This window comes from Qipengyuania rhodophyticola (assembly GCF_042493225.1).
Lineage (GTDB): Bacteria > Pseudomonadota > Alphaproteobacteria > Sphingomonadales > Sphingomonadaceae > Erythrobacter.
Genome location: NZ_CP170454.1, coordinates 2,908,380 through 2,923,986, shown reverse-complemented (window position 1 = coordinate 2,923,986; position 15,607 = coordinate 2,908,380). Strand labels below are relative to the sequence as shown.

Genomic DNA, 15,607 nt, shown 5'->3' with positions numbered 1-15,607 from the left:
AACCGAGTTTCCGCAATTTTATCGCGTGGCGAACAAACACATCTTGCGACCGCGTTCCTTTATTGTATACAAAATCGACTAGTCAAGGTTTCTGAGGTAAAAATGTCTCGCGCGTCCGATAAGGCATATGACACGATCCGTTCGATGATTATCTCCGGAGAGCTCTCCTCGGGTGATGCTCTTGGGGAAGAGGCGCTTGCGGACATGTGCGGGGTATCGCGCACGCCAATTCGCGAGGCTTTGCGCAGGCTCGAATCGGACATGCTGATTCGAAAAACCGAATCCCAGCGCAGCTTTGTGGCAGACTGGTCGCTCGATGATATCGAGGATGTGTTCGAGCTTCGCGCGATGCTCGAAGGGCATGCTGCGCAACGCGCCGCTGGCAGGATGACTGATGAGGTTTTACAGAAACTGAGGGAATTCAATGCGATCATCGGTAAGGCGGTCTCGAAGTCCTCACCAGATGTGGATGTCTTTCTTGAGCAGAACCGCGCCTTCCACGCTTTGATCTTGAAAACGGCCGGTTCGCAGCGGCTAGAGACGTTGCTGCAGGCGCTGATCGAGCAGCCGGTGATTTGGCGCACGGCGCATCACTACGGCGATGATGAGCTGCGCCGTTCACATCAGGAGCATGATGAGCTTATCGCGGCATTTTTGCGCCGAGACGATGCCTGGGCAGGCTCGATCATGTCGGGTCATATTCGCCGTGCTTTCCACGCTTATGCTGATGCGCATCGGGGCCTTGCTGCAATTGATTCTGGTAAGGCGCGGAAAAGCGCATGAGTTCACAAATGTATACAAAAGTGCCTAAGCGGATCGAGATCGTTGAAGTAAGCCCGCGCGATGGCTTGCAGAATGAGAAGCGCCAAGTCGCGACAGCGGACAAGCTGTCCCTGATTGAGCGCGCTATTGATGCGGGTGCTCGGCGGATTGAAGTGACCAGCTTTGTAAATCCAAAGGCGGTGCCGCAAATGGCCGATGCGGATGAGGTGTGTGCAGGCCTGCCGACCCGCGATGATGTGACATTTATTGGCCTTGTAATGAACCTACGCGGGGCGGATCGGGCGATGGCCACTGGCCGAATTGATCAGCTGGGCGCTGTCGCGGTGGCAACAGATAAATTCGCTATGGCCAATCAGGGGCAGACTAGTGACGGATCGGTGGAAGCAGCCAAAGCTATCATCGCGTCAGCCAAAGCGGCTGGGCTGACGGCGCAGGCGACCATCGCGGCGAGCTTTGGCTGCCCCTTTGAGGGCGAGGTGAGCGAACAGCGCGTGGTTGAAATGGCGCGAGCCATTGCTGAGGCTGAGCCTATCGAGATTGCTCTGGCAGACACCATTGGGGTCGGTAACCCCGCGCATGTTGAGCGGTTGATTGGCCGGGTCAAAGAAGCGGTCGGCGAGCTGCCGGTGCGCGTCCACTTCCACAACACGCGTGGAACGGGTCTTGCTAATGTCTGGGCGGCCCTCGGTGCGGGTGCAACAACGATTGATGCATCGATTGGTGGTCTGGGCGGATGCCCATTTGCGCCGGGAGCGGCGGGCAATGTTGCGACAGAGGACGTTCTCTACATGTTGGATAGAGCAGGAATAGATGCTGGCCTTTCGCTTGAGAGCATTATGCAAACAAATCAGTGGTTGAGCGGTGTGATGGGTAAGGATTTGCCCGCCATGGTCAGCAAAGCGGGTGGGTTTCCCAGCTGAGCGAGGCACCGCAGAAAGTAACGGAAAGGACAAGCACTTAATGGGCTATCGTTTGGGAGTTGATGTTGGGGGGACGTTTACCGATCTCCTTCTTTTCAATGGCGAAACCGGCGAGTTTTGGCGCCACAAAACGCCGTCCACCCCGCATGATAGCTCCGAGGGGATACTCAACGGGGTGACTGCGATTACCGCTGAGGCCGGTGTCGCGGCGAGCGAGATCGAATACTTCCTGCACGGGACCACAGTAGCAACCAATGCGGTTCTCGAAGGCAAAGGCGCAAAAGTCGGCCTGATCGTGACCGAGGGGTATCGCGACGTGATGCAGATCGCGCGTAGCTTTGTGCCCGGCGGTCTGGCCGCGTGGATCGTCTGGCCCAAGCCTCAGCCGCTTGCTCATTTGGAGGATACGATTGACGTGCCGGGCCGCATGGGTGCTGACGGTAAAGAAGTGCGTCCGCTTGATGAGGATGCCGTGCGCGCCGCGATGTGCAAGCTCAAAGGGCAAGATGTTGAGGCGCTGACGGTCAGCTTGATCAACGCCTATGTTAATGGCGAACATGAAGCGCGCATTGGCGAAATTGCGGCGGAAGAGTTGCCCGGCATTCCCGTCTCGCTGAGCCATGAAGTGCTGCCTGAAATGCAGGAATATGAGCGCACCTTGTCGACGGTCGCGAATGCGGCTGTGCGCCCGGTGGTCGGGAATTATGTGTCGAACTTGCGCGACCGGTTGGAGCAGGAGGGGCTGAAGGGCCGGCTGTCTTTGCTGCGCTCTGATGGCGGCTTGATGAGCAGCCAAAAAGCCGAAGAACATCCAGTCAACATTCTGATGTCCGGCCCTGCTGGAGGAGTAACCGGTGCCCTTTGGGTCGCAAAAAACGCCGGGCTCACCAATATCCTGACGCTGGATGTGGGTGGAACGTCAACCGATGTCGCGCTTATCGAAGGGCTGGAACCGCGCCGGCAACGCACGACCGAAGTCGGGCATTTGTCCGTCCGCGCATCAGCGCTTGATGTGAAGACGGTGGGTGCGGGCGGCGGCTCAATCGCGCACGTCCCCGAATTGACCGGCGCTTTGCGGGTTGGTCCTGAAAGTGCAGGCGCTGTTCCGGGCCCGGTTGCGTACGGCAAAGGCGGCGAAGTCCCGACCGTCACCGACGCCAATGTCGTGCTGGGATACTTACCGGAAGACTTGCTCGGCGGGGCGTTCCAGCTTGACCGCGAAGGCGCGAAGAAAGCGGTTCAGACGGTCGCGGATGCGCTTGGGGTTGGCCTGATGGAGGCGGCGCGCGGCATCATCGACATCGTCAATGAGAACATGTTTGGCGCGCTGCGTATGATCAGCGTTCAGCAAGGCTATGACCCGCGTGAGTTCGCCGTCATGGGCTTTGGCGGGGCAGGGCCATTGCACGTGAACGCGGTGGCGAAGCTGATGGGCAGCTGGCCAGCAGTCAGCCCTGTGTCGCCCGGTGTCTTATGCGCTTTGGGTGATGCGACGACGCGCATGCGGACGGAAACCGCGCGCTCATTTAGCAAGCTTGCCAAGGACACAGACGTCGTTGACCTCATCGCGGTGCTCGATGAAATGGAGACGCAAACCCGCGGCGAATTGCTCGCCGACGGTGTGCCAGAGGCCGCGATCGCCAGCGAGTTTGAAGTCGATATCCGCTATGCTGGACAGGCGTTTGAAGTACCGCTGACAATTGATGCGGCGACACTTAGGCAGGACGGAATCGAAGGTATCCTCGCGCGCTTCAATGCCGAGCACCTTCGCCTTTTCACTTTCAATATGGATACGCCGCATGAGATCGTGAATTTGCGGGCCGTCGCTTTGGGTGAAGCGCCTGATTTGCCTGCCAATGAGCTAGAGAAAGGCAATGGCGATCCGTCAGCAGCCAAGATCCGCGATCACACATTGTGGATGGATGGAGAGGAGCGCGCTGCCGTGATCTACGATCGTAGCAAGCTGCGCCAAGGTGACATTATTCCCGGTCCAGCGATTATCACCGAAATGGATTCCACCACTCTGGTCGAGATCGGTTGCATCGCGACAGTCGACAAGGTGGGCAACATTCTGATCAATCCAGAGCAGGAGGGCTGAACGATGCCTGCACAAATCATTCAAACCAATACTACGCCGTTCAAGAAGCTCGATATCGATCCGGTCACTTTGGACATTATCGAGAATGCGCTGCGCAATGCCCGCATTGAGATGGATGCGACGCTGGTGCGCACCGCCATGTCACCCGGCATTCGCGAGCAGGGCGATGCTTTCCCACTGATCGCGGCGCCAACGGGCGAAATGATTGTTGGCCAGTTCGGCAGCTTTATTGGCGGCTTTCTGAAGCAATTTGACGGGACGCTGGAAGATGGGGACATGATTTTCCTGTCCGACCCCTATTCTTGCGAGGGCGCGATCAGCCACTCCAATGATTGGCTGGTGCTTCTCCCGGTGTTCAAAGACGGGCGGCTGGTTGCTTACACCTCCATGTTTGGTCACCAGTCCGACATTGGCGGCATGGTGCCGGGATCAATGCCGATTAACGCCACTTCGATCTTCCAAGAAGGTGTGCGCATCCCGCCGGTAAAGATCTGGAAGAAGGGCGAATATAACGACGATCTGATGAAGCTGGTGATGCACCAGACGCGCAAGCCGGATTGGTGCCAGGCCGATTTGAATGCGCTGATCGCCAGCTGCCGCGTCGCATCCAACCGCGTAATCGAGATGTGCGAACGCTTTGGTGACGATGTCTATTATTCGGCGACGATGGAATTGCTCGCGCGTAATCACCGCGCGATGAAGGCGCTGATTTCTCAAGCTATCCCTCCGCAGAAGGCGAGCTTTGAGGATTACATTTGCGACGATGGCAAAGGCTTTGGCCCGTATAAAATTAAGTGCACCATGTGGCGCGAGGACGACAAGGTCATTCTCGATTTTGATGGCACCGATCCGCAGTCAGTTGCCTCGATCAATTTCTACCTCAATGAGAACATGTTCAAGATGTTCTTCGGCATCTACATGATCATGGTCTTCGACCCGCAGATCCTCTTCAATGATGGTTTTTACGATCTCATTGAGGTTCGCATCCCAGAAGAATCTCTGCTCAAACCGAAATTTCCCGCAGCTCTTTCCGGTCGCACCCATGCGCTGGGAAGGATCTTCGACATTCTGGGCGGATTGCTGGGGCAGGGCACGCCAGAGTTCCTCAATGCTGCCGGGTTCAGCTCGTCCCCGCACTTGTTCTATTCCGGTTGGGATGAGCGCGAAAATGGCGCACGCGATTGGTTCCAGCTGTTCCAAATCGGCTTTGGCGGCATCCCGGGCAGGCCGTTGGGTGATGGTCCGGACGGTCACTCGCTGTGGCCGGGCTTTACCAATGTGCCCAATGAGTTTTTGGAGCGCTATTTCCCGCTGCGGATTGAGCGCTATTCAACTGAGCCCGATAGCGGCGGGGCAGGTCTCCACCGCGGCGGCAATGGCATTCACATGACTTACCGCTTCCTTGCCGATGGTGAGGTCGCGATCCATGATGACCGCTGGTTTGTGCCGCCATGGGGTGTGAATGGTGGGCATCCCGGCATGCGCGCCAAAAAGCTCCTTGAGCGCTTTGATGGCACCACGGAAATCGTCGGCAACAAGGTTGAAGATGTGCCGGTGAAAGCTGGCGATTTGCTGCATTTCATCACATGGGGCGGAGGCGGCTGGGGCGATCCGCTTGAGCGCGACCCGGAGCTGGTTGGTCTTGAGATTCGCCAAGGCTTGGTCACCAGCGAAGGCGCCAAAGTGTATGGTGTCATTGCAAATGATGATGGCGCGATCGATGTGCCTGCAACCGAGAACCTGCGCGCCAAAATGCGCGAGGCGCGCGGCGATCTTGAGCTGTTCGATTACGGCCCCGGGATCGAGCAATTGCGCGCCCGCTGCGAGGAAGAAACCGGTCTTCCCGCGCCAATCCAACCGGTCTGGCAAAAAGGCGAAACTACAGAGGCGGCAGAATGAGTATTTCAGCTGACCTTATTGCCAATCCAGGCGCGCTTGATGGCTTGCGCGTGGTCGAGATGGGGCAGCTTTTGGCCGGTCCATTTTGCGGGCAGCTTTTGGGCGATATGGGCGCCGATGTGATTAAGATCGAACCGCCGGGGAAGGGCGATCCGATGCGCGATTGGGGGCAAGGCGCAGAGAAAGTGCAGTGGGAAGTGATTGGCCGAAATAAGCGTTCTGTCACTTGCAATCTGAGAATGCCGAAAGGGCAGGACATTGCCCGCAAGCTGATTGCGTCAGCCGATATTTTGGTCGAGAATTTCAAGCCCGGAACCCTCGAAAAATGGGGCATGGCGCCTGCCGAGTTGCACAACGAAAACCCCGGCCTGATCATCGCGCGCATGTCGGGCTATGGACAAACGGGCCCCTATTCGACCCGAGCAGGCTTCGGCGGGATTGGCGAAGCGATGGGCGGCTGGCGTTACATTGTTGGCGATCCCGATAGGCCGCCTGCACGCATGGGTGTGTCGATCGGCGATACCTTGTGTGCGACTTACGGCACGATGGGCGTGCTTGCCGCGCTGCATCACCGCGAGAAGACTGGCGAGGGGCAAGTGATTGATACGGCGCTTTACGAGGCGGTGCTCCAAGTCATGGAAGGGCTCGTCCCCGAATATGACTATAATGGCTTTATCCGCGAACGCTCAGGTTCAATCCTGCCCGGAATTGCGCCATCCAACGTGTATAGCTGCAAGGATGGCCCGTTTATGATTGGGGCGAATAATGATGCGATCTTTGCGCGGCTAGCGGAGGCGATGGGCAAACCAGAAATGGCCGATGATCCGGAATATGCGACCCATCTGGCGCGCGGTCGGAATCAGACCGTGCTCGACAATATGATTAACGAGTGGACGGCGACGCTGACGATCAATGAAGTCGATGCGCTGATGATCAAGCACTCAATCCCGGCGGGGCGCGTTTACACGGCGCGAGATATGCTGGAAGACCCGCACTTTAAGGAGCGCGAGGCGATCATCGAAGTCGAGACGGAAGGTCACGGCAAGCTCAAGATGCAGAACGCATTCCCGCGTTTCTCAAAGTCGCCCTCGGGCTATCGCAGACCTGCTGCGACCACACCGGGGCAACATAACGCTGAAGTGTTTGGCGAGCTGCTGGGTTGGGATGACGAGACGCTAGCCAAGAACGCTGATCAGGGAACGGTTTGATCGGGTATCTTTTGATCATGGGGTGAGGCGCAGGGCACTTCACTCCCGAGAGATCATTTCAGCACAAGTTCTGCCTCGGTAACGTCTCTGCTGTTCGCGCCCGCCATCAATAGGAACGCGCCGGGTTCAACCACGCGCTTCATCCGATCATTCCACAGACTGAAATCAATAGGCTCAAGTTCAAAGCGCACTGTGCGTGTCTCGCCCGGTTGCAGTGTCACTCGTTCAAAACGGACCAGCTGCTTAACTGGCGTAGTGACTGACGCATGCTTGTCGCGCAGGTAAAGCTGCACAACTTCATCGCCCGCATATTCGCCAGTGTTGGTCACATCTACCTCGACAGAGACGGTGCTATCGATGGTATGTCCTTGGCCGAGAACGCGCGGTCCGGAGACATCGAAGCTGGTGTAGCTAAGACCGAAACCGAATGGGTAGAGCGGGTCTAGCGTGTCGAACAAATAACCACGGCGTGCTTGCGGCTTGTGATTGTAGAAAAACGGAACCTGGCCAACATTGCGGGCCACCGTGACCGGCATTTTGCCGCCCGGATTGGCCTTGCCGAACAATACGTCAGCAAAAGCGTTTCCGGTTTCCTGTCCAAGATACCAGCCTTCGATAATGGCGGGGGCTGTATCCTCCAGCTCCACAATCGAAAGCGGGCGTCCGTTAAGGAGCAGGGTGACGACAGGCTTGCCTGTCGCGAGCATTGCCCGCGCAAGATCCATTTGCTGTCCGACAAGATCTATATCGGTGCGATCGCCCAAATGCGTTGTAGCCCATGCCTCGCGGCTGGTTTGCTCATTGCCGCCAATCACCATCACGATCACATCGGCATCTTTAGCTGCCGTGACTGCCTCAGCGATCAGGCGGCGGTTTTCCTCTTCAGGTACGAGGTCGACAGGGTCGGCGGCCCAGACCCGGCTTTCGGTGATCCGAACGCCTTCTGAGTAGGTCACCTCGAACGCGCCATCTGCCGCGTTTTGGATGCCCTCCAGCACGCTCACGACTTTGCGGGGAACATCGCTATACCCGCCCAGAGGCGTGTCTACTGCGTGCGTACCCACCACAAGCAGGTTGCCAAGCCCTTCGCGTTCAAGCGGGAGTAGCCCATCATTCTTGAGCAATATCATGCTCTTGCGTGCGGCTTCCCGGGCAAGGGCAATCGCTTCGGGGTTGGCCTCAATCCGCTCAGCATAGTCTACATCGGCAAACGGCTTTTCAAACATGCCGGCAATGAACTTAAGCCGCAGTATGCGGCGCACAGCTTCGTCGATTAGCGCCTCGTCAACACGTCCGTCCGCGACCAGCGCAGGCAATTCCAAGAACGTGTCTGCGTCCGCCATTTCATTGTCGACGCCGGCTTTGATTGCGCGCTCAGCGGCTTGCTTGGCATCCTCAAGCATTTGATGCCGCGTGACCATCTCTCGGATCGCAAAATAGTCGCTGACGACTGCTCCTTCAAAGCCCCATTCCTCTTTCAGAATGTCATTGAGTAGCCAGCCATTTGCGTGGCTCGGTAAGCCACCAATCTCATTGTAAGACGGCATAACTGACATCGCGTTGCCTTCTTTGATCGCGCGCTCGAAGGGCGGGAAGAAATAGGTGCGCAGCGTATGCTCAGTCAGCTCAGCGGGGGCAACATTTGTGCCGCTTTCGGGCTGGCCATGTCCGGTCATATGTTTGAGCGTGACCAGCACCTTGTCATCGGCGAGCGGCAAGGTCCGGCCCTGAAACCCGCGTATGGCCGCCAGCCCGATCTCGGACACGAGATAAGGGTCCTCGCCATATGTCTCTTCAATCCGGCCCCAGCGCGGGTCGCGTGCAATATCGACCACTGGCGAGAGGGCGAGCTGTGCGCCTCTGGATCGCATCTCACGCGAAGCGACGCTGTAGACTTTCTCGATCAATTCCGGGTCCCAAGTGCTAGCAAGTCCTATCGCCTGCGGGAAACTCGTCGCCCCCCGCGCAACATATCCGTGCAAGCCTTCCTCATGCATCAGGATGGGGATGCCCAAACGCGTCTCGTTCATCGCCCAGCTTTGCGCTGCATTGACATAGTCGACCGTCTCGCGAACGGTGCGATTGCGACCTTCGGCAGATGCGCCTGCATCGCCTGAATTGCTCTGATCAACGCCGCGAAAGTCAGATGGACGCGCGATCATACCAATCCCATCAGGGAACGCTGCGCTCGCCTTTGCGAAATCAAAAGCCCCTTGCGGTGTTTGAACGCGCTCCTTTTGCTCCCAAATGGTAAGCATCTGAGCGACTTTTTCCTGCAATGTCATACGCGAGAGGAGGTCTTCGATCCGCTCTTCGGTGGGCAACGACGCGTCTTTGTAAGGTGCTGTGCTTGCCGGCGCGGTTTGCTGTGCGGCGACCGATTGCGGCATTGCTAAGCCGGTGGAAACCGGCGTCAATACAGCGATTGCTGACAGCCCAATGGCCGATTTTAGGACTTTGAGCATATCCCTCTCCCAAATTTGTTAGCGCTACCATAATTGGATTGTGTCACATTGCAATGGGCAGCGCGCGCAGCTACGGTTCTCATGTGAAGACGCAAGCGACCCGAACGCGAAAACGCACCAGCCAAGCGGTCAAGATCGATGACGTAGCGCGTCAGGCGGGTGTTTCCGCTATGACTGTGTCGCGCGTCATGAATGGCGAGGCTGGCGTTCGCAAAGACACGCGCGATAAGGTTTTGAGGGCTGTCAAGGCTCTCAACTATCAGCCAAATCGCTCGGCGCGGCGGCTTGCCAAAGGCGGCGATGTTCACATTGGATTGATTTACGCCAACCCGTCCGACAATTATCTTGGGCGGTTTCTGCACGGCGCGCTTGATGCTGCGCAGCGCACCGACAATCATTTGATCGTTGATATTTGCGATGACAACAGTTCTGCATCTTATGTGAGCTCTGCGCTTCGTTTGGCCAAGGCCAATATTGCCGGTGTCATTCTACCGCCACCCATCTCAGGATCTAGAGAAATCCTCTCGGTCTTCGATGAGTTGCAGATACCTGTGGCGACTGTTGCCAATGGCGAAGAAGCTCGCAATTCCAATGATATCAGCATCGACGATAAGGGCGCTGCTGCGGAGATTACGCGCCATTTGATTGAGCTCGGCCATCGCCGCATTGCGTTTATCAAAGGGCAGGCGGATCAGGGCTCTAGCGGTTTGCGTGAAAAGGGCTTTCGTCAGGCGATGATGGATGCAGACCTCGAAATTGACGAGCAATATATCACTGCTGGCGAGTTCACATATCGCTCTGGTGTAGAAGCGTCGGAGCGTTTGCTGGAGTTGTCCAAACCGCCCACTGCGATATTTGCCAGCAATGACGATATGGCTGCCGCTACTATCGGTGTCGCGCATAGGCGGGGTTTGTCTGTGCCGGATGATTTGAGTGTGGTCGGCTTCGACAATGGCCCCTCTGCGATTTCAGTTTGGCCGGAACTGACCACTATGGATCAGCCGGTCAGCGCAATGGCGGCTGCCGCCTATGAGCTTGTTTTGAGCGAGATCGATAACGGCGAGAATGCGGAAAGGTCACCCCTTTCTCAGCAGCTACGCGAGTGCCAATTGATCGTGCGCGGATCGTCAGGCCCTTGCAATAAGAGATTGGGCTAGCTTTTCATTTAGTTAGCGCTAACATTATGCGCTGACGTGAGGGGAGAGATTCGGTTGGCTGGGAATCAAACGGAGGGCGCGGGCCCGCAAAACGCACGCTTTGTTGGTCTGATTGTATCAGTCGCGACGCTTGGCGGCTTCCTATTCGGTTTCGACAGCGGGGTCATCAACGGGACCGTTGACGGGCTTCAGGCAGCCTTCGATTCAACCAGTATCGGAACGGGCTTCAACGTTGCCTCGATGCTACTGGGCTGTGCAGTCGGAGCATTCGTAGCAGGACGGCTCTCCGACATCATTGGCAGGCGCGCGGTCCTGATTATCGCGGCGGTCCTGTTTATAGTCTCTGCTTGGGGATCAGGCATCGCAAATAACGCAACGATATTCGTGATCGCGCGGGTCATCGGCGGCCTCGCGGTTGGAGCGGCCAGCGTGATCGCCCCGGCCTATATTTCCGAGGTTGCGCCAGCTGAGCGCCGCGGCCGTCTATCATCCATTCAACAGGTTATGATCATTGTTGGCCTCACGGCAGCCTTTCTGTCGAACTATGTGCTCGCGCAATTTGCTGGGGGAAGTCAGGCTGAGTTTTGGGGCGGTTATGAAACTTGGCGTTGGATGTTCTGGGCGGAGCTTATTCCGGCTGCTGCGTTTTTCGTTTTGCTATTCTTCATTCCTGAAAGCCCGCGCTACATGGTCGCAAAGGGACGCGATGCAGAGGCGCAAACGCTCCTTAGCAAGCTACTCGGAGAGGCAGCGGCAAAGTTGAAACTTGCCGAAATTAAAGAGAGCATGACAGGTGATCATCAGCCACGGCTTGGCGATTTGATTTCGACCGAAACCAGCAAAGTGCGCAAAATCGTCTGGGTCGGGATTGGCCTTGCGACGTTCCAGCAGTTCGTCGGCATCAACATCGTGTTCTACTACGGCGCTGTGCTTTGGCAGGCAGTCGGCTTTTCCGAGAATGATGCGCTCAAGATCAACGTGCTGTCGGGCGCGCTTTCGATCGGCGCGGTCTTCTTCGCCATTGCATGCATCGACCGGATCGGCCGCAAACCACTGCTGTTCTGGGGTTCGCTCCTGATGGCCTCAGCGCTGTCGGTGATGGTTTTCGCTTTCGCGTCCGGCTCTCTCATTGATGGAGAGCTTGTCCTGTCGGACGGCGCTGGCCTTGCCGCACTGATTGCTGCAAATGCCTATGTCGTTGCCTTCAACTTCAGTTGGGGCCCTGTGATGTGGGTCATGCTAGGCGAGATGTTCCCAAACAAAATCCGAGGGTCCGGGCTGGCGGTATCCGGGCTTGCTCAGTGGACCGCGAATTTCATGATCATCATGAGCTTCCCATGGTTGCTCGCGAATGTTGGCCTGCCGATCACTTACGGTTTCTATGCAGCCGCTGCGGTCGTCTCTGCGCTGTTTGTCGCCAAAATGGTCACAGAAACGGCCGGGCGCGAGCTGGAATCGATGACAGGTTGAGCCGTGCTGAATTTGCAGAACCAGGATGTGGAACTGGCCGTGAACCCACGGCTAGGCGGCGGCATCTCTGCCTTTAGGTGGCGAGGGCTAGATGTCTTTCGCCCGCAATCTGATTCGCGTAGCGGTGCTGCGAGTCCGCTCGATCTCGCATGCTTCCCAATGGTCCCATTTTGCAATCGGATTGCAGATGCAAACATCGCATTTAGTGGTCAAAAGCGCGCGCTTCCAACTGCGCCAGACGGGATAGAACACGTCCACGCTTTGCACGGCGTGGGTTGGATCAGCCCTTGGGCCGCGCCTGAAGCGAGCGACACACATGCCATCCTCACGCTCCGGCAAGACGGCACACTGTGGCCTTGGGCATTCGAAGCTGAGCAGCGCCTCAGCCTGACAGACAATGGCTATTCCCACACGCTGGCTGTCACCAATCGAGATAGTAGCGCGATGCCGACAGGACTTGGTCTGCACCCGTATTTCCCGCGTGCTAAGGCCGCTTTAGAGTTAGGGGCCGAAGGGTATTGGAAAACCGGCGAAGACCGCTTGCCTGAAGAATATTGCGCGTTGAGAGAGGCTCCCGAGTGGTTCTCGGGCGATGGGTTCGACGATTGCTTCAAGGCTGCAAGCAGTTCCGTGTCGATTGCTTGGCCGACCCATCGCTTGACGATCCGATCGTCACCGAAACTGAGATTCGCGCATGTCTACATCCCGCCTGAAGAAGATTTCTTCTGCGTGGAGCCAGTCAGCCATATTCCCGATGCTGTGAATAGAGAACTGGATCACGCAGCATCCGGCCTTGTTATGTTGGAGCCGGGTGAAACATTTCAGATCGAGTGCCGCTTCGAGCTGGAGGAGCCTGCCTGATGTGGCTCGGGATTGACCTTGGAACCTCCGCGGTAAAGTCGGTTATCACCGATGATAGCGGCGCGGTGTGCGCGCAGAACACCGCTGGCTTGAAAGTACAGCGGCCTCGCCCGCTTTGGTCAGAGCAAGACCCTCATGCGTGGTGGGAAGCGACCAAAGCATCGGTGCAGGGCCTCTCTAGCAGGCTCAGATCCCAGGTTCAGGGCATCGGCCTAAGCGGGCAAATGCATGGCGCAGTCTTGCTTGACGAGGCCGATAAAGTACTGCGCCCAGCTATTCTCTGGAATGACGGGAGGAGTGCGCCTCAATGCGAGGGGCTTGACCCGCTGGCGCGCAAACACACGGGCAATCTCGCAATGGCGGGCTTTACCGCGCCAAAGCTTGCATGGGTGCGCGATGAGGAACCGGAGACCTTCGCTTCGACCCGGACAGTGCTGCTTCCGAAAGATTATCTGCGGCTGATTTTGACCGGCGAAACAGTAAGTGAGATGTCAGATGCATCGGGCAGTTTGTGGCTCGATGTTGTCAACCGGCGATGGTCGCCTGAAATGCTCGCGGCGACTGGTTTGGACGAAACGCACATGCCGCGCCTTATTGAGGGCAGCGATGTGTCAGGCATGTTGCGCGGGATTATCGCTGATGAGCTTGGCTTGCCCGTTGTCCCTGTCGCGGGCGGCGCGGGCGATCAGGCAGCTGGCGCTATCGGGGCAGGCGCAACCGAACCAGGTCAGGCCTTTCTGAGCCTTGGCACCTCGGGCGTTGCTTTCATGGCGAGCAGCAGTTTTGAACCAGCGCCTGAAAACGGTGTCCACGCATTTTGCCATGCCTTGCCGGGCCGCTGGCATGCGATGACCGTGATGCTCTCTGCGGCTGCTTGTCTCGATTGGGCGGCAAAACTGACCGGATTTGCTGACGTTGGGGCGGCTCTCGCTGCGGCCGAGCTTAGCCAAACGTCGCAGGCCGAATTGCCGTTATTCCTCCCTTACCTTTCTGGCGAGCGCACACCGCATAATGATCCTTTAGCCAAGGGCGTTTTTTTTGGCCTTACGCATGACACGGGTCCAGCCGAGTTAATCCGCGCGACATTGGAAGGTGTCGCATTTGGTCTGCGTGACGGGGTCGATGCGATGGTCTTAAGGCCGGCCGAATTATCAGTCATTGGCGGCGGTTCACGCTCTGCATTTTGGGCACAGATACTGGCGGACGTTATCGCAGTGCCACTGATCTATCGTGATGGATCAAGCGTAGGCCCCGCCAACGGCGCAGCGCGCCTAGCGCAGCTTGCGGCAACGGGCGCGCCGGTCGCGCAAGTTTGCACGCAGCCGCCTGAGCAAATGCGCGTTTCACCACAACCCTATGATGGCGAGCGCCTCGAGAGATTTCGCGCGCTCTATCCAGCCTTGAAATCCAATTTTGGAGAATTTTCGTGAGCTATTTTGCAGACATTCCGGCCGTTGCCTTTGAAGGCGAAGAGAGTAAAAATCCTCTCGCCTATCGCTATTATGACGCTGAGCGCATGGTGCTGGGCAAGTCGATGCGCGATCATTTGCGCTGGGCGGTTTGCTATTGGCACAGTTTCGCGTGGCCGGGGCACGATATTTTCGGCGCTGGTACGTTTGATCGGCCATGGAAGCCGGGCGGAGAGGTCACACCAGAGCTTGCGCAAATTAAGCTCGATGCCGCCTTTGATCTGTTCTCAAAGCTTGGTGCGCCTTTCTATTGCTTCCACGATGTCGATGCGATGGCGGATCACGATGACCCGGCAAGTTATTCGCGCGAGCTGGATGCAATCGCCGACAAGATGGAAGGCAAGATCGCCGACACAGGCGTGAAGCTGCTCTGGGGTACGGCCAACCTCTTTAGCCACCCGCGTTATGCCGCAGGCGGGGCAACCAATCCGGATCCGGATGTCTTTGCCTGGGCCGCGCATCAAGTGCGCTCAATGCTCGATGTGACCAACCGGCTGGGCGGTGCAAACTATGTGATGTGGGGCGGGCGTGAAGGCTATGACACGATCCTGAATACGAACCTTGCTCATGAGCTTGATCAGCTGGGCCGATTTGTGAACATGGTAGTCGAGCATAAACACAAGATCGGTTTTGACGGCACAATTCTGATTGAGCCGAAGCCGCATGAGCCGACCAAACATCAATATGACCGCGATACGGCCACGGTTTACGGTTTCCTCAAGCGCTATGGTCTTGAGAATGAGGTGAAGGTCAATATCGAGGCGAACCACGCGACGCTGGCTGGGAATAGCTTTGAGCATGAAGTGGCAACCGCCAATGCGCTCGGCATTATGGGGTCGATCGATATCAATCGCGGTGACCCGCAAAATGGCTGGGACACGGACCAATTCCCGAACAATGTGCCCGACCTGACGCCGATGATGTACTTCCTGCTTCAAGGTGGTGGCTTTGAAACAGGCGGCTTTAATTTCGATGCCAAGATTAGGCGCCAATCGGTCGATGCGGTGGATCTGGTCCACGCGCATGTTGGCGGAGTAGACGTGCTGGCAAAGGCATTGCTTGCGGCCGCCAAGCTAATTGAGGACGGCGAGCTCGGCCAGTTTGTCGATCAGCGATATGCCGGATGGCAGAGTGAGTTCGGCGCCAAAATTATGCGCGGCGAGACGAGTCTGGCGGAGGCGGCTGATCATGCTGCGAGCAATGCTCTCATGCCAAAGCCGAAATCTGGGCGGCAGGAGCTGCTCGAAAACCTGATCAACCGATCCACGTTTTAATCA

Annotated in this window: 11 protein-coding genes; 10 read left to right on the top strand and 1 reads right to left on the bottom strand. The window is 57.2% G+C overall.

What is annotated here, in order from left to right:
* Positions 1 to 102: 102 nt before the first annotated feature.
* Genes ACFCXQ_RS13895 through ACFCXQ_RS13875 form a run of 5 tightly spaced genes read left to right on the top strand, consistent with a single transcriptional unit; the run spans position 103 to position 6,908 of the window.
* The gene (locus tag ACFCXQ_RS13895; protein WP_379551585.1) at positions 103 to 783 is read left to right on the top strand and encodes a GntR family transcriptional regulator; all 681 of its coding nucleotides are present in this window, start codon (positions 103 to 105) and stop codon (positions 781 to 783) included.
* The gene (locus tag ACFCXQ_RS13890; protein WP_379551583.1) at positions 780 to 1,703 is read left to right on the top strand and encodes a hydroxymethylglutaryl-CoA lyase; all 924 of its coding nucleotides are present in this window, start codon (positions 780 to 782) and stop codon (positions 1,701 to 1,703) included. Before ACFCXQ_RS13895 ends, ACFCXQ_RS13890 begins: the two co-directional genes overlap by 4 nt.
* Positions 1,704 to 1,743: 40 nt before the next feature.
* Positions 1,744 to 3,801: a hydantoinase/oxoprolinase family protein gene (locus ACFCXQ_RS13885; RefSeq protein ID WP_379551581.1), complete on the top strand. Its 2,058-nt coding sequence runs from the start codon at positions 1,744 to 1,746 to the stop codon at positions 3,799 to 3,801.
* 3 nt (positions 3,802 to 3,804) lie between these two features.
* The gene (locus tag ACFCXQ_RS13880) at positions 3,805 to 5,700 is read left to right on the top strand and encodes a hydantoinase B/oxoprolinase family protein (RefSeq protein ID WP_379551579.1); all 1,896 of its coding nucleotides are present in this window, start codon (positions 3,805 to 3,807) and stop codon (positions 5,698 to 5,700) included.
* Positions 5,697 to 6,908 carry a CaiB/BaiF CoA transferase family protein gene (locus tag ACFCXQ_RS13875; protein WP_379551577.1) on the top strand — a complete coding sequence of 404 codons (1,212 nt, stop codon included), beginning with the start codon at positions 5,697 to 5,699 and terminating at the stop codon, positions 6,906 to 6,908. The genes ACFCXQ_RS13880 and ACFCXQ_RS13875 overlap by 4 nt, the downstream gene beginning before the upstream one ends.
* Before the next feature lie 53 nt (positions 6,909 to 6,961).
* On the opposite strand, the gene ACFCXQ_RS13870 is transcribed toward ACFCXQ_RS13875, so the two are convergent.
* The gene (locus ACFCXQ_RS13870; RefSeq protein WP_379551575.1) at positions 6,962 to 9,373 is read right to left on the bottom strand and encodes a glycoside hydrolase family 3 N-terminal domain-containing protein; all 2,412 of its coding nucleotides are present in this window, start codon (positions 9,371 to 9,373) and stop codon (positions 6,962 to 6,964) included.
* Positions 9,374 to 9,426: 53 nt separating this feature from the next.
* On the opposite strand from ACFCXQ_RS13870, the gene ACFCXQ_RS13865 reads away from it, so the two are divergent.
* From ACFCXQ_RS13865 to xylA, 5 genes are read left to right on the top strand one after another with little or no spacing between them, the layout of a single operon-like run.
* Positions 9,427 to 10,530, top strand: a complete 1,104-nt coding sequence (locus ACFCXQ_RS13865) for a LacI family DNA-binding transcriptional regulator (RefSeq protein ID WP_379551573.1) — start codon at positions 9,427 to 9,429, stop codon at positions 10,528 to 10,530.
* 48 nt (positions 10,531 to 10,578) lie between these two features.
* Positions 10,579 to 12,000 carry a sugar porter family MFS transporter gene (locus tag ACFCXQ_RS13860; RefSeq protein ID WP_379554676.1) on the top strand — a complete coding sequence of 474 codons (1,422 nt, stop codon included), beginning with the start codon at positions 10,579 to 10,581 and terminating at the stop codon, positions 11,998 to 12,000.
* 3 nt (positions 12,001 to 12,003) lie between these two features.
* The gene (locus ACFCXQ_RS13855) at positions 12,004 to 12,861 is read left to right on the top strand and encodes an aldose 1-epimerase (protein WP_379551571.1); all 858 of its coding nucleotides are present in this window, start codon (positions 12,004 to 12,006) and stop codon (positions 12,859 to 12,861) included.
* Complete coding sequence (xylB, locus tag ACFCXQ_RS13850) at positions 12,861 to 14,291, top strand: xylulokinase (RefSeq protein ID WP_379551569.1); 1,431 nt, start codon at positions 12,861 to 12,863, stop codon at positions 14,289 to 14,291. Before ACFCXQ_RS13855 ends, xylB begins: the two co-directional genes overlap by 1 nt.
* On the top strand, positions 14,282 to 15,604 hold the full coding sequence (gene xylA, locus ACFCXQ_RS13845; RefSeq protein WP_379554674.1) for a xylose isomerase: 1,323 nt from the start codon (positions 14,282 to 14,284) through the stop codon (positions 15,602 to 15,604). Before xylB ends, xylA begins: the two co-directional genes overlap by 10 nt.
* Positions 15,605 to 15,607: the final 3 nt, after the last annotated feature.

Coding starts and splice junctions, on each gene's coding strand:
- ACFCXQ_RS13880 (WP_379551579.1), top strand. CDS start 3,805: ATGCCTGCACAAATCATTCAAACCAATACTACGCCGTTCAAGAAGCTC.
- ACFCXQ_RS13865 (WP_379551573.1), top strand. CDS start 9,427: ATGGGCAGCGCGCGCAGCTACGGTTCTCATGTGAAGACGCAAGCGACC.
- ACFCXQ_RS13890 (WP_379551583.1), top strand. CDS start 780: ATGAGTTCACAAATGTATACAAAAGTGCCTAAGCGGATCGAGATCGTT.
- xylB (WP_379551569.1), top strand. CDS start 12,861: ATGTGGCTCGGGATTGACCTTGGAACCTCCGCGGTAAAGTCGGTTATC.
- ACFCXQ_RS13875 (WP_379551577.1), top strand. CDS start 5,697: ATGAGTATTTCAGCTGACCTTATTGCCAATCCAGGCGCGCTTGATGGC.
- ACFCXQ_RS13870 (WP_379551575.1), bottom strand. CDS start 9,373: ATGCTCAAAGTCCTAAAATCGGCCATTGGGCTGTCAGCAATCGCTGTA.
- ACFCXQ_RS13895 (WP_379551585.1), top strand. CDS start 103: ATGTCTCGCGCGTCCGATAAGGCATATGACACGATCCGTTCGATGATT.
- ACFCXQ_RS13885 (WP_379551581.1), top strand. CDS start 1,744: ATGGGCTATCGTTTGGGAGTTGATGTTGGGGGGACGTTTACCGATCTC.